The sequence below is a fragment of the Desulforamulus profundi genome (genome assembly GCF_002607855.1).
In genome coordinates, this window is record NZ_AWQQ01000042.1 from 59,180 (window position 1) to 81,574 (window position 22,395).

Consider the following 22,395-nt stretch of genomic DNA (forward strand, 5'->3'; position numbering starts at 1 on the left):
AATCATTATCGATGACTGTGCACAGTAATGGGTAGGATTTAAAATTAAAATTATGTAGCTTATTGCTTTATCCTGCTATTACTATATGCCTGCATATCGATGAAAACGATTATCAATATCTGATTTTAGTATATTCCTCGTTAGATGGGATGTCAATCCCTCAATGGAAAAATTAATAATTGGGCCAAGCTCCATCAGCAGGTGCGTGGGAAAAATGACCTGCTGTTCGATGAAGGATGAAGGGAGGGAGCTGTAGAATTGTTACTGCATAAACTGCATCCGGGGGTGCTGATGATGGAAACCTTGCGCCTGCGCATTGAATTTAAAGACCGGGTGGGCATTGTCTACGATGTTTCCCAGGTGGTGTCACCTAAGAATATTAATATCATATCCCTGCAGGTACTACCCAACAACATGTACCTGGAGATCGAGGCACTGGGAGAGCGGGAATCAACAACCCTGCAGCAGGAACTGAAAGCCATTCCGGGTGTCAGACAGGTGGAACCCATCGAGGTGATGCCCCATGAGGAAAGGGAAAGACAGCTCAGGGCTGTACTGGATTCCGTCAGTGACGGCATTATCGCGGTGGACCGCAAGGGACACATTACTGTTTTTAATCCCGCCTGTGAAAAAATTCTTCTCATTTCCGCCGAGAAAGCCCTGGGCCGGGATGTGGCGGAAGTGGTCTCTATGGATATTCCGATGATTAACAGCCTGAAAAACGGTGAAGGGTACGACCATAAAGAAGTGATGATCACCACCCCCCGGGGCAGGCACCATTACCTCAGCACCGGCAGGCCCATCAAGGATCAATCCGGCAGGGTTATTGGCATGGTGGCGGCTCTTAAGGATATGTCCCAGGTGCGTGACCTGGTTTATTCAGTAACCAAGCTTCCATGATCACCTTTGAAGACATTATTTACGGCAGCGAAGCCATGGAACGGGTGGTGGCCGTGGCCAAAAGGGTGGCCCGCAGCGATTCTACCGTCGTCATCCGGGGGGAAAGCGGGACAGGCAAAGAATTGTTTGCCAGGGCCATCCATATGGAAAGCTTGCGCAGAAACAAACCCTTTGTACCCCTGAACTGTGCAGCCCTGCCGGATACTTTGCTGGAAAGTGAACTTTTTGGTTATACCGACGGGGCCTTTACCGGGGCAAAAAAGGGAGGCAAGCAGGGACTCTTTGAATTTGCCCATGAAGGGACATTGTTTTTGGATGAAATCGGAGAACTGTCTCCTCACCTGCAGGCGAAACTGCTGCGGGTTTTACAGGATGGCAAGGTAAGGCGACTGGGGGATGGCCATGAGACTCCCATCAACGTCAGGGTAATTGCCGCCACCAACCGGAACTTGGAGGAAATGATGGCCCGGGGTGATTTCAGGGAGGACCTTTATTACCGTTTGAATGTGTTTCCCATCCGCCTGCCGCCCCTGCGCGAGCGGCCGGAGGACATTCCCTTTCTGGTGCACCACTTTTTAAAGAAATATGCTTCCCATCCGGACAAACAAATTTCCGGCATCTCCGCCGGGGCCCTGAGAATCCTCACCAAAAACCGCTGGACAGGCAATGTCCGGGAACTGGTGAACGTCATTGAACGGGCCAGCAACCTGGTGGAAAGCGGGGAAATCAGACCGGAACACATTGTATTGGATGAAGGCCGTTTCAACCTTGCCGGTCCTTCTCCGGCAGGTGGTGAAGAAGTCAGCAGCCCCAGCCTGAAAGGGGCAGCGGCCCAAGCCGAACTGGACACCCTGCAATTGGCCCTCAAGACCTACGGCAGTGCCCGCAAAGCCGCCAAAGCCCTGGGGGTTTCCCACACCACTGTCCTGAATAAGATCAGGCGCTTCGGTTTGCAGGCTGCCAGTAAAAAAATGGAATAGAAAAAAGCAATGCACATCAAAATCGTTGCTTTTTTAATAATAAAAAAACATAGAACAGGTTCGGACAGTAGGGTTTTATCACTAACAATATTTGTCTTTAAATTCTTGCTCATTTAAAACAAGCAAGCCTTTTGCCGGCAGTTTAATCCTGTCACCAATTTGATAGCGACAGTAATCCCGCGGGTCTTTTTCGGTCAGTTCAACCAGGATGTAACTGGCATTAATTTCCCTGACGATGCCGTATTTCGGATAGGTATCCATGGGCCAGAGATGAACTCTGCTGCCTACTTTCAATTGGGGCACCTTTCATCACCTGATGCCTTTATAATATATTCAAATCTTATCGTAAAAAACAAAGTGGATCAACTTTTCAATGGTCAACATTCACCACTGTTTTTGAAGGTTCATAAAATGAACATAGCAGGCGGTGATGAAAATGCTAAAAAGAATTGGTTTAGCCTTAGGTGGGGGCTTTATTTTGGGAGCTGCCCATATAGGAGTGCTGAAAGTGTTGGAGGAAAATGGCATAAGGCCCCACATGATTGCAGGGACCAGCGCGGGCAGCATCGTTGCTTCCTTATATTCCTACGGGTGGACAGTGTCCGAGTTGGATAAGCTGGTGCGTATACTAAAGCCTAGTATGTTTATCGATGAATTTGCCGCCATAGAAAACTTTTTTATTATGACAATCAAACTGATCTTTGATGCTTTGCACCTTCCGTACCCCTTTCGTTCTCCCCTGGGGTTAATGAGGGGCGTTAAGCTGGAACGTTTTATCAGGTCCAAGCTGGGTCAAAAACAGTTCGAAAATGCCCCCATTCAACTGGCCATAACCACCGTGGATATTACCAACGGCAAAAAGGTCATTTTCCTCAGCCGGCAGGACAGGATACGATTAAAAGCCAAGACAGACCAGGTGTTTGTCAGCGGCGTGCCGGTTTGGCAGGCAGTCCGGGCCAGCACCGCCGTGCCGGGAATTTATGAACCAAAAGAAATTAACGGCTACCTGCTGGTGGACGGTGGCCTGCGGGAGAATGTACCGGCTCAGGTCCTTAAGGCATTGGGAGCAACCACAGTTATCGCTGTGGATCTTGGCAACGACGGCGAGGAGCCGAAGGTGCCCCGCAATATCGCGCAAATGATGGGCCAAACCCTGGACATTATCCGTTCCGACGCCCTTGAGTACGTGCTGGACAGTAATGCCGATGTCCGCATCCGGCCGCTGTTAAAGGGAGTTGGTTCCTGGGAATTTCACAAAATCCCTTTTATCATTGAGCAGGGAGAAAAGGCGGCCCGGGAACTGCTGCCGGATATTTTAAGGGTTTGCGGAAGAAGATAAGACTTTGTCAATGTGCCCGGTACGTCTATAATGGAAAATGAAGACCTTTCCCCAATTCAAGTGGGGACGGTTCGTGACTTGAATCAAAGCAAACCAATTTTTATTTTTAGCTGATGTCCGGTTATGCTTGCATGAAAAGTGCTTGCCATAAATAGGTCAGTAAAATAAAAGGGAGTGTATTCAATGCTGGTGGATTACCATATCCATACCTTTCGGTGTGGACATGCCGTGGGGACGGTAGAAGAAGTTGTGGCGGCGGCAAGGAGAAAAGGCCTCAAAGAGATCGGTTTTTCCGAGCACCTGCCCATGTACTGGCTGCCGGAGGAAAAAAGAAACCCGGAATTTTCCATGCCCTGGCCGGACCTGGAAATTCATATCTCCGAAGTCAGACAAGCCCGGGCAGCCAACCCGGACTTATCTATAAAACTTGGTATCGAGGCGGACTATATCCCCGGTCATGAAGAAGATCTCAGGAAGATCCTATCCTCCTTACCCCTGGATTATGTGCTCGGTTCCGTCCATTTCCTGGGCGAATGGGCCTTCGACGATCCCGATCGCATCGAAGAATATAAAAACCATAATATCCAAGACTTGTACCGCCGGTATTTCCACCACGTCCGACAGGCGGCGATGACCGGGTTATTTGACATTCTCTCCCACCCGGACTTGATCAAAAAGTTTGGCTTTAGGCCGGACGGTCCCATAACGGATTTATACCGGGAAACCGTACTGGTAATGAAAGAACATGATGTTTGCGCCGATGTCAACACCGCCGGCTGGCGCTACCCCTGCGCCGAACTGTACCCGTCCCCGGAATTTCTTAAGCTCTGCCTGGAACACGGAGTCCCCGTAACCCTCGGATCAGACGCCCATAAACCGGAGCAAGTGGGGGAAGGACTCGACCGGGCGGCAGACCTTCTCAAAGAGATCGGGTTCCGGCAGGTGGCAACATTCAGCCAGAGGAAACGGACAATGATTGATCTATAGTGAATTCAAGTCAAGAACCGTCCCCGAGTTGAATTTGAATTACGAGCTCCGGATAAAGGAGAAAACCAAATAGGTAACCTTCGTCACGGCAGGCCCTGGAGGCCATGTCGTGTAGATAAGACTTTTAATTGTGTAAACAAGTTAGTATAGAAACGAACATAACCAAGTCCTAAATAATGGATTTGGTTAATTTTTTGCCAAAAATATCAAAAACATCCGCAGGGGAGAAGGAATTTTTAGCACCATAGCGAATAAAAGTGGTATAAAGTGGTACTAAGTGGTGGGAAATACCCAGAAAGTGGAGCATGATATCATGTTTATGGGGGAATTCCAACACAACATCGACCCGAAAGGTCGTCTCATAGTCCCTGCCCGCTTCCGTGAAGGCCTGGGTGACCGGTTCATCGTCACCAAGGGTTTAGACAACTGTCTTTTTGTTTACCCTCCCCAGGAATGGGCTGAGGTTGAACAAAAACTGAAGTCACTGCCCTTTGCCAGGGCAGATGCCCGGGCCTTTGTACGTTTTTTCTTTTCCGGAGCCACTGAATGTGAAGTAGACAAACAGGGGCGTATTTTGCTGCCCAACAACTTGAGAGAATATGCCAGGCTGGACAAAGAAACCGTCATTGTAGGGGTATCCACCGGGTGGAAATTTGGTCCAAGGAAGAATGGGACCGTTACAATACCCAGGCCGAAGCCTCCTTTGAAGAACTGGCGGAGAAAATCGTTGACTTGCTGTAAACGCGAAGGACTGTTCGTTTCGAAGTTCGATGGCGTCCTGCGTATGAAGGGCAGACACCCTGTTAAGAATAAAAGCTAGACGTGGTTCAAAGACCTTCCTTAGAACCTCAAACTTCGAACTTCTGATCTCGAAAGGCATAAAAATGGAATTTAAACATGTCTCAGTCTTGTTAAAGGAATCCATAGAAGGATTAAACATTCACCCCGGGGGGACTTACGTGGATTGTACCCTGGGGGGCGCAGGACATAGCATCGAAATACTGCGTCGACTTGGACCGGAGGGACAACTGATAGGCATCGACCAGGATCCGGCGGCCATTGCCAATGCTGTGGAAAAGCTTCAGGGTTTCGCCGGTCAGTTTCATGCGGTGCAAAGAAATTTTTCCCAGATAAAGCATGTCCTGGATGAACTGGCAATCCATGCGATCGACGGTACGCTGTTTGACCTGGGCGTTTCCTCATACCAATTGGATACCCCGGAGCGAGGGTTCAGCTACATGCACGATGCTGAGCTTGACATGCGCATGGGGCCGGACCAGCCCGTCAGCGCCAAGGATTTGGTCAATAAACTCTCCGAAGAGGAGTTAACCGATATCATTCGCCGGTATGGCGAAGAACGCTGGGCCAAACGAATTGCCTCCTTTATCGTGGCGGAAAGGAAAAGGCAGCCCATTGCCACCACCGGCAAACTGGTGGAAGTCATCAAAGCCGCGGTGCCGGCCAATGCCCGGCGGGAGGGTCCCCATCCCGCCAAAAGAACCTTTCAGGCCCTGAGGATTGCAGTGAATCATGAACTGGACATTCTCAGCCAGACCATGAAAGATGCCGTGGAAGTGCTAAAACCGGGCGGCAGGATCTGCGTCATCACCTTCCATTCTTTGGAAGACCGTATCATCAAAGAAACCTTTAAAGAACTGGCGAACCCGTGCACGTGCCCGCAGTCGTTCCCGGTTTGTGCCTGCGGCAAGCAGCCGCAAATCAGAATTATCACCGGTAAACCCATTGAACCAAGTAAAGAAGAAGTGGAAAGCAATCCCCGGGCTCGCAGCGCCAAACTGAGGATTGCAGAAAAACTCAAATAAACAAACCTTTAAAAAAACTTTTCACCAGGTAGACCGGTTTTTCCGCAACGTAGCGGAGCATTCGGCTGCGTTGTGTGGGGTCACAGGATCGGCTACTTTCAGTTCATAGAAAGTTCTAAACCGGATGGAAGGTGCATAAGCTTGAGTGTAGCACAGGAAAAATTTAGCTATCGGCTGCCCGAAGAACGGCAACAGCAAATTGCCAGGCCAAAAAGGCAGCTGTCCAAAAGGACCCTACGCAAGGGCAAAATCCTGTTGACCGGCTGTATTCTTGCTATTTTTCTCACAGGGGTCGCCATCGCCTATTACTATGCCCAGGTGGCTGCAGTGGGTTACCAAATCAGCCAGATGCAAAAGGAACTGGCGAATTTAAAGGCCGAGCAAGAATACCTGGAATCCCAAGCTAACCAGTTAATGTCATTACAACGAATTGAGGCCATCGCCACCACCAAATTGGGTATGGTAAAACCGGACCCCAAGGAAGTGGTACTGGTTGCCGCCTTACCTAAGAGTCCTCCATCAGGACAAAACAACCCAACCAATCAACTGAAGCATCAGGAGGCCCCTGAGCATACCGCCCGGGAGAAGGACAATCATGGTCAGGCGGAGAACCCGAAAAGGCCTGTCCTTGAGGCATTTATGGATATGGTAAATCGTTGGGAGAAAAAACTTTAGGAAGCGGTGACTGCCAGGCCTGCAAGGAGGAATCGTGGTTGAAAACCACCAATATACTTGTTCGCAGGAGAATAACCGTTCTTTTCTTACTGGCTACCGCTTTTTTATCATTAATTATTGTACGACTGGTGTGGGTCCAAATTGTCAGGGGAGATGAATACCGCCAGAAGGGGATTATCAACCGGATGAGAGATGTGCCGGTGGAGGCCAAACGAGGCAGCATTTTGGACCGCAACGGCAATGAATTGGTCACCAGCGTCAGTGCCGACTCCGTCTATGTAGTGCCCAACCACATCAAGAATCCCGATGAAGCAGCAGCGCAGGTTGCTCCCCTGCTGGGGATGGATGTGGCCAAAGTTAAAACCATTATGACCAAGAAATCCCGTTTTGAATGGCTTAAAAGGAAAGTAGACTTTGAGACATCGCAAAAAATCAAGGATTTAAAAATTGAAGGGATCGGCTTTACGGAAGAAAGCAGGCGGTATTATAAGCAGGAAACCCTGGCCCCTCATATTCTGGGCTTTACCGGAACCGACAACCAGGGACTGATGGGAATGGAAGCCGCCTTTGACGAGGAATTGAAGGGGATACCCGGCAGAATTGTCATTGAACATGATGCGGCGGGAAGGGAAATTCCCCAGGCTCTGCACCAGTACATTCCACCCACCCAGGGGAATAACCTGATACTGACCCTCGACCAGACCATTCAGCATTTTGTGGAGCGGGAACTGGATAAAATCGTGGCAGCCCATAATCCCAAAATGGCGGTTATTATCGTTATGGATCCCCAGACCGGCGAGGTTCTGGCCTTGGGCAACCGCCCCAGCTTCAATCCCAACAAATGGCGGGAAGTCCCCCAGAGCGTCTGGGACCGCAACCCTGCTGTTTGGTATAACTACGAACCCGGTTCTACCTTTAAAATTATTACCGCTGCCTCGGCCCTGGAGGAAAATGCCGTTAAGCCCAGCGACCGCTTTTTTGACCCTGGCTACTACCAGGTGGCGGACCGCAAAATACGCTGCTGGAAGGCCGGCGGGCACGGCAGCCAGAGCTTTGAAGAAGTGGTGCAGAACTCCTGCAACCCGGGCTTTATTCAAACCGGTCTTAATTTAGGCAAAGAAAAGTTCTATAAATATATTCGGGCCTTTGGCTTTGGCCAGCCCACCGGCATTGGTCTGCCCGGGGAAGCAAAGGGGATTATCATACCGGAAAAAGATGCCACCAATCTTAACATTGCCACCATGTCCATTGGCCAGTCCATTGCTGTAACCCCGATTCAGCTTCTCAATGCTGTTTGTGCGGTGGCCAACGGCGGCAAGCTGATGAAGCCACACCTTGTAAAGAGAATTGAGGACCAAAAGGGAAATCTGATCAAAGATTTTGCCCCGGAAACAGTGCGGCAGGTGCTTTCCGAGGATACCGCCAAACTGACCAGCCAACTGCTGGAGAATGTTGTGTTTAAAGGAACAGGAAAAAATGCTTTTGTGGAAGGTTACCGGGCAGCAGGCAAGACCGGTACGGCCCAGGTGGTGGCAGAACGGGGTGGTTATGCCAGCGGCAGGTATGTAGCGTCCTTTACCGGTTTTGCACCGGTTAATGATCCCAAAATCGCCGTGCTGATTATGATTGCAGAACCCCAGGGGGGCGCCTATTACGGCGGCGTGGTGGCCGCTCCGGTCTTCTCTCCCCTGGCCCTGGATATCCTGCGCTACCTGGGGGTGCCGGAACAGAAGAACTTACCCAGACCCAAGACCAACCCCTGGCAGGTGGAAGAGGAGCGCATCGAGGTAGAGGTTCCCAACGTGGTCAACTTGCCGCTGGAGGAAGCGCAGAAAATTCTGCGCGGGGCCGGCCTGGCCTTTGAAACGAGAGGTCAGGGTAGGATGGTATACGGTCAGATACCGGAAAGCGGCGCCCTGGTACTGACGGGGACCACCGTTATTCTGGACCTCTCCGGTGCCGGAGGGTCGAAGACCAAACAGGGGGAACAGGTTTCGGTGCCCAACTTGAAGAGGATGACCATCCGGGAGGCAGGGAACCTGCTGGAAAGCCTGGGTCTTAAGCTAGAACCGGTGGGTTCCGGACTGGCAGATACCCAGAGCCCCGCCGCCGGCCAAAAAATGCCCCGGGGCAGTACCGTAAAGGTGGAATTCAAACCTCCGTCACCGGCAAATAAACCATAAGAAAAAACGGCCAAGGAAACCCTGGCCTCCCACTCAGGGGGGGTCAGGGTTTTTAAAGCGGGCCGTCAGGCATAAATGGCGCACAAATGGAAAGAATAGGAAGTATAATGGATATTGTCGAGGGGGGCCCAACATGTTACTAAAACAGCTGCTGGAAGCACTGGACGTTATTTCTGTAACCGGTACGCCGGAAATCAATATAGAAGATATTTGCTACGATTCCCGCCAGGCGTTGCCGGGAACGCTTTTTGTCGCCATTAAAGGATACCAAACCGACGGGCACCGTTATGTCGACAAGGCCGCAGCAGCAGGTGCCGTGGCTGTTGTGGTGGAATATGACGTGGCGGTGCCGGAGGGGCTGACGGTCATTAAGGTGGCCGACAGCAGGAAAGCACTGGCCCTGCTGGCGAACCACTTTTACCGTCATCCCTCTAAACAATTAACCATGGTGGGGGTCACCGGCACCAACGGAAAAACCACCACCACGTATTTAATGGCTGCCATTTGGCGGCAGGCCGGCATAAAACCCGGCGTCATCGGCACCATTCGTAATCTAATTGGAGAAAAAGAGCTGCCCGTCACCAATACCACCCCCGAGTCTTTAGATTTGCAAAAACTGTTGGCCCGGATGGTTGAGGAAGGGGTTAAGGGTGTGGCCATGGAGGTTTCCTCCCACGCGCTGGCCTTAAACCGGGTTGCCGGTGTGGATTATGACTTGGCGGTGTTCACCAATATGACGCAGGACCATTTGGATTTCCACGGCACCATGGAAGAATACCTGGCTGCCAAGGCGAAACTCTTTGCCATGGGTATCAAATATGCCGTCATTAACGCCGATGACCCCGCTGCGGAACACCTGGTCAAGGTAAGCCGGGGGAAGGTCTATACCTATGCCATTGACCGGGATGCCGATGTCAAGGCGAAGGATATCGCAGTAACGGCCAAAGGAGTCAGTTTTACCGCCAGCGGGCCCTGGGGAGAACATAAACTGGAATTAAAATTAACCGGGCGTTTCAACGTGTACAATTCCCTGGCGGCGTATACCGCTGCAATGGCCCTGGGCATTCCCGCAGGAGAGGTTAAAGCGGCTCTGGAAAGTGTGCCCGGGGTTGCCGGGCGCTTTGAACTGGTGGATCAAGGGCAGGACTTTGCTGTGGTTGTGGATTATGCCCATACGCCGGACGGGTTGGAAAACATTTTAACCACCGCCAGGCAAATTACCGGCGGCAGGTTAATCACCGTCTTTGGCTGCGGCGGCGACCGTGACCGCACCAAGCGACCCATCATGGGAGAAATTGCCGCCAGGTACAGCGATTTGGCGGTGGTGACATCCGACAACCCCCGCACCGAAGACCCTGCAAGAATTATTCAAGATGTGGTAGAGGGTATCAACAAGGCTGCCTTCCCGGAAGATTACCTGGTGATTCAGGACCGCCGGGAGGCCATCAACCGGGCCATTGAACTGGCCCGTGAGGGCGATGTGGTGGTGATTGCCGGCAAGGGTCACGAGGATTACCAGATTATCGGCACCACCAAGTACCCGTTTGATGATCGTAGCGTAGCACGGGAGCTCTAGAACGCCGACTATCAGATAGCTTAGATTCATAGTGAAGTGAGATGTAAGAAGTTAGAGGTGAGAAATTTGAACCTTACCTCCAACCTCTCACCTCCCACCTCTCAAAACGGAGGTAAAGTATGCAACCCTATACAATTCATAAAATTGCCGAAGTTACCGGCGGCACCCTTCTGCAAGGGAACCCGGCAACCCTCGTGAAAGGGGTCTGTACCGACAGCCGCAAAGCAAAGGCCGGTGACGTCTTTGTGGCCCTGCAGGGGCAGCAGGCAGACGGCCACGACTTTGCGGTCAAGGCCCTGGAGCAGGGGGCGACTGCCCTGCTGGTTTCCCAAAGGGTCCGGGAAGTGGCGACCGAGGTACCGGTGGTTTTGGTGGAAGATACCCTGCAGGCGCTGCAGCGGCTGGCCAGCCATAACCGGACCAGCCTGAATATTCCGCTGGTGGCGGTGACCGGCAGCAACGGTAAAACCTCCACCAAAGATATGATTGCTTCGGTGCTGAATACCCGTTACAATACCTTAAAGACCGAGGGTAATTACAACAACGAACTGGGCCTTCCCCTGACCCTGCTCAACCTAACGGCAGAACACCAGGCTGCGGTGGTTGAAATGGGTATGCGGGGCCCGGGGAAATTGATTTTCTGGCCAGGCTGGCCAAACCAACCGGGGCGGTGATTACCAATATCGGGGAAGCGCACCTGGAACGCCTGGGTTCGGTGGAAAACATTGCTCTGGCCAAGACAGAGGTGCTGGAACATATCGGGGCAGAGGGCTTTGCCGTCCTCAATGCTGACAGCCCGTTCCTCAGGGAACTGTCAGGCCGCTGTAAAGGTAAGGTTTGGCTGTACTCCCTGGCAGGCCCGGCGGACATCCGGGGTTATAACCTGCGTTCCGACGGCAACGGGGTCCGGTACGAAATTCTTTACCCCGGGGGCCAGGGGAAAATTCGCCTGCCGGTCCCTGGCAGTCATAATGTCATGAACAGTATGGCTGCGGTGGGTGTTGGCCTGCAGCTGGGTTTACAGTTTGATGAAATCGCCCGCGGGTTGGAGCAGGTGGCCCTGACCCACATGAGGCTGGAAATTTTAAATGTCAAGGGTATGACCGTTATCAACGATACTTATAATGCCAATCCCTCATCGGCCAAAGCGGCTCTGCAAGTGCTGCAAGAGACCGCCGCGGGTAGAAAGATTGCCGTTTTGGGAAACATGTTTGAACTGGGCGAACTGGAACAGTCGGGGCACCAGGAGGTCGGAGAGGCAGCAGCCGTTTTGGCGGTGGATTACCTGGTCACCGTAGGCAACCTGGCCCAATGGATCGCCCGGGGAGGAGTGAAGGGCGGGCTGCACCCCGGTAGAGTCCGCCAATGTGAAAACAATGATCAGGCGGTGGAATTTTTAAAAGATATTTTACAACACGGTGATACAATTTTAGTAAAAGGCTCCCGCGGCATGCGCATGGAGGAAATTGTAAAAGAACTGGTTAAAGACAACCGAGAGTGACGTGAAAGTTAGAAGGAGAAATATTTTTCTCACTTCCAACTTCTCACTTCCCACCTCTCACAAGGGAGGGAGCAGAAATGGACTATACAGTGGTTTGGCTGGCAGCGGGGATTAGTTTATTCGTCACCCTGGCGCTGGGTCCAATAGCCATACCTCTTCTCAGAAGACTAAAATTTGGCCAGACCATCCGGGCCGAAGGACCCTCCGGACATATGGTCAAATCAGGCACACCTACCATGGGTGGTATCATGTTTCTCATCGGCATAGCCGTTGCCGGTGCAGTATTATTAAGGAGCGGCGTTCCAGGCCGGGCCGAGGGGTTGGTTGTTTTAGCCGTTACCCTGGGTTACGGTCTTATCGGCTTTTTAGATGATTTTATCAAAGTGGTGCTGAAGAGAAATTTAGGCTTAAAGGCCAGGGAAAAAATTCTCGGCCAGCTGATTTTTGCCACTTTTCTGGCCGTGGTTGCGGTGTTCCAAATGGGGAGGGGAACCGATTACCTGATTCCCTTTTCCGGCTTCTTGACCCCGGGAGGAATTGGCTTTGACCTGGGATGGTGGCCCTTTTTCGCTCTCACGGTGTTTGTGTTGCTGGGGACCAGCAACGGTGTGAATTTAACCGATGGCCTGGATGGCCTGGCTGCCGGCGCCACGGTATTTACCTCGGCGGCTTTTGTGCTGCTGGCCCTGCTCAGCGGCAAAGTGGGCACAGCCATTGTATTGGCGGCGGTTACCGGCGGCTGCCTGGGCTTTCTGTTTTACAACCGGCACCCGGCCAAAGTCTTCATGGGAGATACCGGTTCTCTCGCCCTGGGAGGCGCCCTGGGAGCCGCCGCGGTGGTCACCCGCAGTGAATTGCTGCTGGTGGTTATCGGTGGACTGTATGTGCTGGAAACTCTTTCTGTCATCATTCAGGTTATATCCTTTAAAACCACCGGTAAACGTGTCTTCCGCATGAGCCCGCTGCATCACCATTTCGAGCTTTCCGGCTGGTCGGAAAGAAAGGTTGTTGGTTTCTTCTGGCTGTTGAGCTTCCTGTTTTCAGTCATCGGGTTGCTGGGAATAAGAGGGTTGGGCTGATGCTTTAGGGTATTTCTTTGGGGTCTGGCCATCGCCCTCAGCCATCAGCCATCAGCCGTCAGCTTTAAGTATTTTTAGGATTGGCAATATACGATTTATTTCAGTTGAACAAAGGAGATACCGAAAGTGGATTTAGCAGGAAAACGGGTTTTAGTGGTGGGGGCCGGTGTCAGCGGCCAGGCTGTTTGTGAATTTTTGCAGGCCAAACAGGCCAGGGTAACCCTCACGGATTCCAGAACAAGGGAACAAATCGGACAGGCGGCGGACCTGCTGGTCCGGATGGGCATTCATCTTGTACTGGGGGATTATCCTCCTGTCAGTCAGGAAACCTTTGACCTCCTGGTTGTAAGCCCGGGGGTTCCCTTGACGGTGCCTCCTGTGGCACAGGCAGCAGTTTCAGGGGTTCCGCTCTTGGGGGAACTGGAATTGGCCTATTACTTTGCCAGGCACCCATCGTAGCCATTACCGGGACCAACGGCAAAACAACCACCACCTCATTAACCGGGCAGATGTTTCGGGACGCCGGTTATAAAACCCTGGTGGCAGGGAATATTGGTTTGCCCCTGGTCAGTGAAATCGAAAATTATACCGCCGGGGATAGGGTGGTGGCCGAGGTGTCCAGTTTTCAGTTGGAAACCACCCGGCATTTTTCTCCCAGGGTGGCAGTCATTTTAAATATCACACCGGATCACCTCGACCGTCACGGGTCCATGGAGGAATACATCCGGGCAAAGGCACAGATCTTCGCCCATCAAAAACCCACTGATTGGTGCGTATTAAATTACGATGATCCGGTTACCCGGGAATTGGCCAGGGATTGCCCTTCCCAGGTCATATTTTTTAGCCGCCGGCATATCTTAGAAAAAGGAAGTTTTATCCAGAACGGTAAAATTGTAATTGTAGATGAGGCTGGGCTGAGGGAAATTACCGGTGTTGCCTCCCTGCGCATCCCGGGCAGCCATAACTTGGAAAATGCCATGGCTGCCGCTGCGGCGGGCCACGCCATGGGTCTCGCACCTGGCGATATTGCCCGCACTCTGGAGAGTTTTTCCGGTGTTGCCCATCGCCTGGAATATGTCGCCACCTTGAACGGTGTGGATTACATAAATGATTCCAAAGGCACCAACCCGGACGCAGCCATCAAAGCCCTGGAGGCCTATGATGTTCCCATCGTGTTGATTGCCGGGGGGAAAAACAAAGGGGTTTCCTTTACCGAGTTTGCCGAGAAGATTAAAGAGAAAGTAAGGGTCCTCATCACGGTGGGGATACACGGCTACCAAATCGAAGAAGCTGCCCGGGAGCAGGGCTTTACCAACATTTTTTTGGCCCGGGACTACCCCCACGCCGTACAGTTGGCCTACGAACATGCCCACCCGGGGGAAGTTGTCCTTCTTTCCCCGGCCTGTACCAGCTGGGATATGTTCAAGAATTTTGAGGAACGGGGAGAGCTTTTTAAGAAGCTGGTATTAGAACTGAAGGACGATGCTTAAGGCAAAGCATTAGGGGTATTCTCCCGGGGGGCCGTTGGCCATTGTTTTTTAGAAAGTGGCTTAAAATTTCATATTGACAACAAATTCGATAGGTTCCTACAATGCCCCAAAAGCCAAAAGCCAAAAGCCAAAAGCCAAAAGCCATTCCGACGTCTGACGACCGACGACTGAAAAAGGAGGTAGAAACGATGCGTTTAAAGAAGAGACCACCGGATTTTGTATTGTTTCTGACGGTTCTTATTTTATTAAGTATCGGTCTGATTATGGTCTTTTCTTCCAGCGAATATGCAACCATGGTACGGTACGGCGACAGCTTCTACTTCTTTAAAAGGCAGCTTCTATGGGCGCTTCTCGGACTGGCAGCCATGTTTTTCATGATGAATTTTGATTATTACCGGTTGAAACGTTGGGTAGGACCTATTATTTTGACCGGGTTCATCCTGCTGGTGGCAGTACTGCTGCCGGGTGTCGGCCAGGTGGTAAACGGGGCACGCCGGTGGATCGATCTAGGCTTTATGGCTTTTTCACCGGCCGAGTTGGTAAAACTCTGTATGATTATGTTTGTGGCCTTTGGATTGTCAAAAAAGGAGAGAAGTTAAACTCCTTCAGGGAGGGGTTGCTGCCTTACCTGGCTGTCATGGTGCTGGCGGCAGGATTGATTTTATTGCAGCCCGACCTGGGGACAGCCATTGTTTTGTGCGGCACGATCTTTATCATGTTTTTTGCCGCCGGGGCCAAAATCTCCCACCTGGGAGGACTGATGGGCCTGGGTTTGGTGGCAGTGTCATTGGCCATTTACTTTGAGCCTACCGGATGAGACGTTTTCTGGCCTTTCTGGACCCGGAAGCAGACCCCCAGGGAACAGGGTATCACATTATCCAATCCCTTTATGCCCTGGGTTCCGGCGGGTTATTCGGGGTAGGATTGGGACAAAGCAAACAAAAATTTCTTTACCTGCCGGAAAACCACACGGACTTTATTTTCGCCATTACTGGAGAAGAGCTTGGCTTTATCGGGGCCACTTTGATTGTCTTGCTTTTTATTATGTTTGTCTGGCGTGGTCTGAAAATCGCAGTTACGTCGCCGGACCCTTTGCCAGCCTGCTGGCGGCGGGCATTACCAGCGGTATCGCCCTGCAGGCACTGATCAACATGGGAGTGGTAACCGGGTCCATGCCGGTCACCGGCGTTCCGCTGCCCTTCATCAGCTATGGGGGTACATCGCTGCTTTTTACCCTGTCCGGCATTGGCATCGTCCTGAATATATCAAAGTACACAACCCCACGATGAATATAAATTATTGAAACATCGTATAATTTAAAGTTCAAACAGAACTTCGAAATGAGGTTGGAAGTCGAACTTCGAAGTTCCAATCTCGAACTTCGAGAAGAGGTGAAGGCTGTGCGTGCCATCTTAACGGGCGGCGGTACCGGTGGCCACATATACCCGGCCCTGGCCATTGCAAGAGGCCTGCAAAACCGTTTCCCCGATACAGAAATCCTATATGTAGGAACCAACCGTGGTCTTGAGGCGGACATCGTACCCAAGGCCAATTTCCCTTTTCAGGCCATTACCGTATCCGGCCTGGAAAGAAAGCTTTCTTTGGCCAATCTCAAGGTGCTGTGGCAGGCCTGGCAGGGCTGCCGGGAGGCGGCCCGTATAATGAAAACCTTTAAACCGGATGTTGTGATCGGTACCGGGGGTTATGTCTGCGGGCCGGTGGTGATGGCAGCGGCCCGGCGAGGCATACCCACTTTGATTCACGAGCAAAATGCGCTGCCCGGTATCACCAACAGGCTTCTGTCAAGGTTTGTCGATCAGGTGGCCGTTACCTTTGAGGACTCCGTCAAATACTTTTCCGGTAAAGCCAAGGTAGTGGTTACCGGCCTGCCGGTTCGACCGGAAATCATGCAGACCGACAGAACGAAGGCTCTGACATCCCTGAATTTACATGGCGAAAAACTGACCCTGCTGGTCTTTGGCGGCAGCCTGGGGGCCCGGCGCATAAACCAGGCCATGGTGGAGGTTGTAAAAAGATACGCCAACGACCAGAAGGTACAGGTACTGCATGCCACCGGACAACTGGGCTACCAGGAATTTCTTCATGAATTAGCAAACAACGGTATTGTTTTGGATAAATATGTCAATATTATCGTTAAACCCTATTTGTATAATATGCACGAAGCACTGGCCGCTGCGGATCTGGTGATCAGCCGTGCCGGGGCGGCGACCCTGGCGGAACTTACCGTTTCAGGCCTGCCGTCCGTTCTGATCCCTTATCCCTATGCCTCGGAAAATCATCAGGAACATAACGCCCGGGCACTGGCGGACCGGGGAGCGGCGGTGCTGATCAAGGATGCGGATCTGACGGGCGGCAAACTGGTTGAAACCGTCGAAAACATCATCAACGATCCCAACAGGTTGGAAAAAATGTCGCGGGACAGCCAAAAAATGGGGCGGCCCGGGGCCCTTCATGATATTATAAAAAGCGTGGAGCAGATTTTGCCGCGGCAATAACGAAAAATCATTGCCGGGGCAGTCTTTTGTTGGCGGAACAGGACAAGCCCTTGGCGAATGGTTTGGGCAGTAACACCTCCCGGAGGAGATGCATAGTATGCTTAACAGAAACGCTCTTTTACGGGGAATAAAGGTTGCCCGACTTTCTACCAAGCGGTGCAGCAGCTACAGATTAGGATGGGTTTTCACCCTGGGAGCAGTCTTGTTTCGGGAAGGAGTGATGTGAGTGCAGGGAAAGCTAAAAAGAATTCATTTTGTTGGCATCGGCGGTGCCGGTATGAGTGGGATTGCCACAGTCCTGCTGGGTACGGGCGGCTACCGGGTGTCAGGTTCCGATATTAAAAGGTCTGCCGTTGTTGAACGGCTGGAGGCAATGGGCGCTGTATGCAGCATCGGGCACGAGGCCCGTACTATTGACGGTGACATCGACATGGTCGTCGTTTCTACGGCCATTTCTCCCGACAATCCGGAAGTACTGGAGGCAAAGCGCCTGGGCATCCCGCTGGTGAAAAGAGGGGAAATGCTGGCCCGGTTGATGAGAGAAAAACGAGGCATTGCAGTGGCCGGAGCACACGGAAAAACCACCACCACGTCCATGACAGCCCTGGTCCTGGAAGAGAACGGGCTGGATCCCACCATACTCATCGGAGGTGACTTGAGCAATATCGGTGGGAACGCTAAACTGGGCCGCGGGGAATTCCTGGTGGCCGAGGCGGATGAAAGCGATGGTTCATTTTTATTGTTGGACCCTCGGGTGGCTGTGGTCACCAACATCGAGGACGACCACTTGGACTATTACGGACACCAGGAGAAGCTTGTTATGGCTTTTCAGGAATTTCTCCACAAGGTGCCGGCGGACGGGTTGGCGGTGATTTGCCTGGATGATCCAATCCTGAAAGAAATGAGAGAGGGGCTGCCCTGTCCGGTGATCACCTATGGATCAAAGGATTCCGGTGCGGATTACGTTTTGCAATCCTTTGCAACAAAGGAAGGAATAAACTGCGGGGAAGTGTACTTTCGAGGAGAGAGGCTTGGCACGCTGGAACTGCATATTCCCGGCTATCATAATCTTTTAAACGCCCTGGCCGCCTTGGCGGTGGGCCGTCACCTGGGTCTTGATTTTGCTGAAATCAACAGGGCTTTGCACCTGTTTAAAGGAGCCAAAAGACGTTATCAATTGATTGGGGAAGCCAGGGGATTAAGGTTGTAGACGACTATGCACATCACCCCACAGAAGTGAAGGCTACCCTGCAGGCAGCAAGATCGGCACACCCGGGAAGAATTATTGCGGTTTTTCAACCCCACAGGTATACCCGGACCCGCCAGCTGTACCGGGAATTTGGGCAATCCTTTAGCAAGGCGGACATGGTCATTTTAACCGACATTTATGCCGCCAGCGAGCAACCCATTGAGGGCGTTCATACAAAACGGATTGTTAAAGCCGTTCCCAGGCAGGAAGGTCAGCAGATTATTTACCTGCCTACCTTGAAAGACGCGGCAGATTTCCTGGCAAAGGAAGCCAGAGGCGGAGATTTGGTTTTAACCATGGGCGCCGGAGATGTTTGGACCCTGGGCGGGGAACTGCTGAGGAGACTGGAGGAAAAGTAGCATGAGTTATACTTCACTGGCGGGTGAACTTCAGTCACTGGTCAAGGGATCCGTACGGATCAATGAGCCAATGAAGAAGCACACCACCTGGCGAATTGGTGGCGCTGCCGACCTTTTTGTCGATCCCAGTGACAAGGAAGATATTCGTCGGACGGTGGAGTTTGCCGCAAACCATCATATTCCTCTGACAGTGATCGGAAATGGGTCAAACCTGCTGGTAAAGGACGGCGGCATCAGGGGGATGGTTCTTAAGGTAGGGCGGGGACTGGCGGGGATCTCAGTGGAGGGTACTACCATCAAAGCCGGTGCCGGAGCCATGCTGCCGGAGCTGGCGGTAGCGGCCTGTAAGGCCGGGGTAGGCGGTTTTGAATTTGCCGCAGGGATTCCCGCTCCCTGGGAGGGGCCATTGTCATGAATGCCGGGGCCATGAACGGCTGTGTGGAGGATGTCCTGTTATCCATAGAGGTGTTAAATGAAAATAACCAGTTTGTAACCCTAAGCAAAGAAGAACTGGGCTTTTCTTACCGCTCCAGCAATTTACAGGACAAACCGATCATTTGCGTGTCCACCCTCTGGCAGGGTTATGCAAAAGATAAGGATTTAATTGAGCAGGAAACCCGGGATTATTTATTGAAAAGGAAAGCCGTCCAGCCACAGGGGTATCCCAATGCGGGCAGTGTCTTTAAGAATCCCGAGGGAGATTTTGCGGGAAAATTAATTGAAGCATGCAGGGGCAAAGGACTCAGGGTCGGGGATGCCGAGGTTTCAACCAAACATGCCAACTGGATTTTAAACCTTGGCAATGCCACTGCACGTGATGTTCTGACTCTGATAGACAAAATAAAGAAAATGGTGCAGGACCGTTTCGGGGTATCCCTGCACCTGGAAGTGAGAGTGTTGGGAGAAGACTAGGCGGAGGTGGCAACGTGGAGAAGTTCGTGATTGTAGGAGGCAACCGCCTAAAGGGTTCCATCAAGGCAAACGGATCAAAGAATGCAACCTTACCGATTCTGGCAGCAACTTTGCTAAGCGGCGGTGTATGTGCAATTCATCAAGTACCCAGTTTAAGAGACGTTTTTGTCATGCAGGAACTTCTTGCCTATCTGGGGGCCAAGGTAACCTTTGAGGGCAATACTATGACGGTGGACAGTACCCATGTACAGTCCCAAGAGATTTCAGAGGACCTGATGAGAAAAATGAGGGCGTCCAATCTCGTTTTAGGTCCACTGCTCGGTCGTTTCGGCAACGTGAGGATCTCACATCCGGGGGGGTGCAACATCGGGTCCCGTCCTATGAATCTTCATTTCAGAGGTTTATCAGCCCTGGGGGCAAAGATCTCGGAAAAATTTGGTTATATTACAGCAGAAACCAGCCAGTTAACTGGTACGGTAATACATTTTGACGTTCCCAGTGTAGGGGCTACGGAAAATTTAATGATGGCCGGGGTACTGGCAGAAGGCACCACCGTCATACGGAATGCGGCCAAGGAACCGGAGATTGTGGATTTGCAGAATTTTCTCAACGCCATGGGCGCCAAGATTGTCGGCGCCGGTACCGATGTTATTCGTATTGAAGGGGTGAAAGAATTGGGTTCGGTCACCCACACCGTTATTCCGGATCGTATCGAGGCAGGGACCCATATGATCGCCGGGGCCGTTACCCAGGGGGATGTCACGGTAACCAATGTCATCCCGGAGCATCTTGACCCCGTCATCTATAAACTAAGGGAAGCCGGTGTAGAGGTGGATGTGGGTGACGATTGGGTGCGTGTTCAGGGTACCGGGCAGCTCAAGGCCGTAGATATTAAAACCATGCCTTACCCGGGCTTTCCAACGGATATGCAGTCCCAAATGATGGCCCTGCTGACCATCGCCGAAGGGACCAGTGTCATTACCGAGACCATCTTTGAAAATCGCTTTAAACATGTACCGGAATTCCGCAGAATGGGAGCAGACATTTACCTGGAAGGGCACACGGCGGTGGTCAAGGGAGTTAAGCGCTTGACCGGGGCCTGTGTGGAGGCCACCGACCTTCGGGCGGGGGCGGCCCTTATCCTGGCAGCTGGCCGGGGAAGACGGTACGGTGTTAAGCAATATTGAACACATTGACAGGGGTTATGAAAGAATCGAAAAGAAATACAATGCTCTGGGTGCACGTATTATTAGAGTCAACAGTTAGTGACTCTTTTTTTAGTTTTGCCTTGGACAAGTACTGTTCGTTTAAGTTATAATGTTGTCAAAGCATAGAAGGAAAAATTTAGGCAAGGAGTGGGACTGTGTATCGACCTCGTGCAGCAACCCCACGAAAGAAGAACCACTTGGTACAAAGTGTTTTTTTTATTTTACTGGTGGCAGCGGCGATGTATGTTTTACTCCAGTCGCCTTTTTTTCAGATCAAAACCATTACCGTGAACGGTAATCGCCAGTTGAGCGAGGAAGAAGTTATTCAGTTTTCCGGTATCCACCGTAATGCAAACATCTTTAAGATCAGCCTGTCTGAGGCCGAAAAGAGGTTGAGTCTGATCCCTTTAATCAAGAATTCAGAAATGAAGCGTTCCCTGCCCAATAAGATCAAAATTACTGTTGTGGAAAGGAAAGCTGTGGCGCTTCTCCCGGTACAAAACGGCTTTATTAAAGTGGATGCCGATGGGGTATACTTGCAAAAGGGACAGATTGCTTCGGCTTTGCCCATTATTACCGGCTTGCAGGTAAAGGCAAACGAGCCGGGTAAGCCCATTGAATCGGAAACCCTGCCGGTGGCCTTAAATGCTCTGTCCCAATTGCCTCGCTCATTAGTCATGAAATTATCGGAATTAAATATAAATAAAGCTGGACAGATCAATCTGTATACCATCGACGGTGTACAGGGGAGACTGGGATTGCCCAGGGATCTTGAATACAAAGGCATGGTTTTTCAGCAGGTCGTAAACAGCCTGAAGCAGCCTGGGAATCAAATACAATACATAGACCTGTCCAACCCCAGGGTGCCTGTGGTCAAATATTCAAAGCATCAACCGGAGGGCCAACAGTGAAAGTGAAAAAATACCAGTGGGGCGTTGTACTGGTTGGCATCGTATTGGGCTTAATGTTGACGGTCCAGTACAGATCTTACAAAGAAATTAACGAAACGCCGCCCATCGCCAGAGTGCAAACCCTCTCCAAAGAAATCAATCAAAAAAGAGAAGAACGCAACAAACTGCAGAAGCGGGTGAACGAGCTGCGGGAGAAACTGGATAAAAAGGCTACGGTATCCGATGTCAGCCGCACAGAATTGGAAACCTACCGGATTATTGCCGGCACCAAAGCGGTAACCGGACCGGGCGTGGAAGTGATGCTCAGTGACAGCAACGTGGCCCTGCCGCCCGGACAGGACCCCAATTTATACGTACTGCATGATGAAGATGTTCTGCGGGTTCTCAATGAATTAAAAGCAGCGGGGGCGGAGGCCATCGCTTTAAACGGTGTCCGGTTAATCGCCACCAGTGAGATACGCTGTATTGGACCCACCATCCTCACCAACAAGAATAAAAGGCTGCCTGCTCCTTTTACCATTACCGCCATAGGGAATCCGGACACCCTGGAGAACTCGTTGTTTATGAAGGGCGGCGTGGTGGAGCAGTTGAAAATCTGGGGCATCCAGGTGCAGGTGCGGAAGAAAACCAGCCTGGAAATCTCCGAGTACACCGGGCCCACCACCTTTGAGTACGCCCGGCCGGTAGAGGAAAAATAAGGCGGGATG

15 protein-coding genes and 6 pseudogenes are annotated in these 22,395 nt (G+C 51.6%); 20 read left to right on the forward strand and 1 reads right to left on the reverse strand.

What is annotated here, in order from left to right:
* Window positions 1-258 precede the first annotated feature (258 nt).
* Both P378_RS21225 and P378_RS21230 read left to right on the forward strand, forming a co-directional pair.
* Window positions 259-900 (forward strand): PAS domain S-box protein, encoded by a 642-nt coding sequence (locus P378_RS21225; RefSeq protein WP_238472968.1) that lies wholly within the window; start codon window positions 259-261, stop codon window positions 898-900.
* Window positions 897-1,880 carry a sigma-54 interaction domain-containing protein gene (locus tag P378_RS21230; RefSeq protein WP_238472969.1) on the forward strand — a complete coding sequence of 328 codons (984 nt, stop codon included), beginning with the start codon at window positions 897-899 and terminating at the stop codon, window positions 1,878-1,880. Before P378_RS21225 ends, P378_RS21230 begins: the two co-directional genes overlap by 4 nt.
* Window positions 1,881-1,961: 81 nt before the next feature.
* Here P378_RS21230 and P378_RS06395 read toward each other — a convergent pair whose 3' ends face one another.
* Window positions 1,962-2,183, reverse strand: a complete 222-nt coding sequence (locus P378_RS06395; protein ID WP_099082665.1) for a hypothetical protein — start codon at window positions 2,181-2,183, stop codon at window positions 1,962-1,964.
* A 133-nt stretch (window positions 2,184-2,316) separates the two neighbouring features.
* Here P378_RS06395 and P378_RS06400 point away from each other — a divergent pair, with 133 nt between their 5' ends.
* From P378_RS06400 to P378_RS06480, 18 genes and pseudogenes are all read left to right on the forward strand, one after another.
* Entirely contained in the window at window positions 2,317-3,219 is a 903-nt protein-coding gene (locus P378_RS06400) for a patatin-like phospholipase family protein (protein ID WP_099082713.1), read from the forward strand.
* A 183-nt stretch (window positions 3,220-3,402) separates the two neighbouring features.
* Window positions 3,403-4,206, forward strand: coding sequence for a histidinol-phosphatase (locus P378_RS06405; protein WP_099082666.1), 804 nt, complete (start codon window positions 3,403-3,405; stop codon window positions 4,204-4,206).
* A gap of 313 nt (window positions 4,207-4,519) precedes the next feature.
* Window positions 4,520-4,947 (forward strand): annotated as a pseudogene (gene mraZ, locus P378_RS06410) (division/cell wall cluster transcriptional repressor MraZ).
* A gap of 143 nt (window positions 4,948-5,090) precedes the next feature.
* The gene (gene rsmH / locus P378_RS06415; RefSeq protein ID WP_099082667.1) at window positions 5,091-6,029 is read left to right on the forward strand and encodes a 16S rRNA (cytosine(1402)-N(4))-methyltransferase RsmH; all 939 of its coding nucleotides are present in this window, start codon (window positions 5,091-5,093) and stop codon (window positions 6,027-6,029) included.
* A 141-nt stretch (window positions 6,030-6,170) separates the two neighbouring features.
* Window positions 6,171-6,704 (forward strand): cell division protein FtsL, encoded by a 534-nt coding sequence (locus P378_RS06420; protein ID WP_099082668.1) that lies wholly within the window; start codon window positions 6,171-6,173, stop codon window positions 6,702-6,704.
* 38 nt (window positions 6,705-6,742) lie between these two features.
* Entirely contained in the window at window positions 6,743-8,887 is a 2,145-nt protein-coding gene (locus P378_RS06425) for a stage V sporulation protein D (protein WP_099082669.1), read from the forward strand.
* A gap of 133 nt (window positions 8,888-9,020) precedes the next feature.
* Window positions 9,021-10,463: a UDP-N-acetylmuramoyl-L-alanyl-D-glutamate--2,6-diaminopimelate ligase gene (locus P378_RS06430; RefSeq protein WP_099082670.1), complete on the forward strand. Its 1,443-nt coding sequence runs from the start codon at window positions 9,021-9,023 to the stop codon at window positions 10,461-10,463.
* Window positions 10,464-10,714: 251 nt separating this feature from the next.
* Window positions 10,715-11,961: pseudogene (locus P378_RS06435) on the forward strand (Mur ligase family protein); the annotation flags it as partial.
* A gap of 80 nt (window positions 11,962-12,041) precedes the next feature.
* A complete protein-coding gene (mraY, locus tag P378_RS06440; protein WP_099082671.1) occupies window positions 12,042-13,043 on the forward strand; it encodes a phospho-N-acetylmuramoyl-pentapeptide-transferase in 1,002 nt (333 codons plus the stop codon).
* A gap of 126 nt (window positions 13,044-13,169) precedes the next feature.
* A pseudogene (gene murD / locus P378_RS06445) lies at window positions 13,170-14,533 on the forward strand (UDP-N-acetylmuramoyl-L-alanine--D-glutamate ligase).
* A 188-nt stretch (window positions 14,534-14,721) separates the two neighbouring features.
* Window positions 14,722-15,822: pseudogene (spoVE, locus tag P378_RS06450) on the forward strand (stage V sporulation protein E).
* Between the two features lie 111 nt (window positions 15,823-15,933).
* On the forward strand, window positions 15,934-17,049 hold the full coding sequence (gene murG / locus P378_RS06455; protein ID WP_099082672.1) for an undecaprenyldiphospho-muramoylpentapeptide beta-N-acetylglucosaminyltransferase: 1,116 nt from the start codon (window positions 15,934-15,936) through the stop codon (window positions 17,047-17,049).
* Between the two features lie 226 nt (window positions 17,050-17,275).
* Window positions 17,276-18,657 (forward strand): annotated as a pseudogene (murC, locus tag P378_RS06460) (UDP-N-acetylmuramate--L-alanine ligase).
* Window position 18,658: 1 nt separating this feature from the next.
* Window positions 18,659-19,072 carry an FAD-binding protein gene (locus P378_RS23445; protein WP_338013852.1) on the forward strand — a complete coding sequence of 138 codons (414 nt, stop codon included), beginning with the start codon at window positions 18,659-18,661 and terminating at the stop codon, window positions 19,070-19,072.
* Window positions 19,069-19,569, forward strand: a complete 501-nt coding sequence (murB, locus tag P378_RS23450; protein ID WP_338013853.1) for a UDP-N-acetylmuramate dehydrogenase — start codon at window positions 19,069-19,071, stop codon at window positions 19,567-19,569. Before P378_RS23445 ends, murB begins: the two co-directional genes overlap by 4 nt.
* Window positions 19,570-19,583: 14 nt before the next feature.
* Window positions 19,584-20,835: pseudogene (gene murA, locus P378_RS06470) on the forward strand (UDP-N-acetylglucosamine 1-carboxyvinyltransferase).
* A gap of 181 nt (window positions 20,836-21,016) precedes the next feature.
* A complete protein-coding gene (locus tag P378_RS06475; RefSeq protein ID WP_238472970.1) occupies window positions 21,017-21,688 on the forward strand; it encodes a cell division protein FtsQ/DivIB in 672 nt (223 codons plus the stop codon).
* Entirely contained in the window at window positions 21,685-22,386 is a 702-nt protein-coding gene (locus P378_RS06480) for a DUF881 domain-containing protein (protein ID WP_099082673.1), read from the forward strand. Before P378_RS06475 ends, P378_RS06480 begins: the two co-directional genes overlap by 4 nt.
* The last annotated feature ends 9 nt before the right edge of the window (window positions 22,387-22,395 follow it).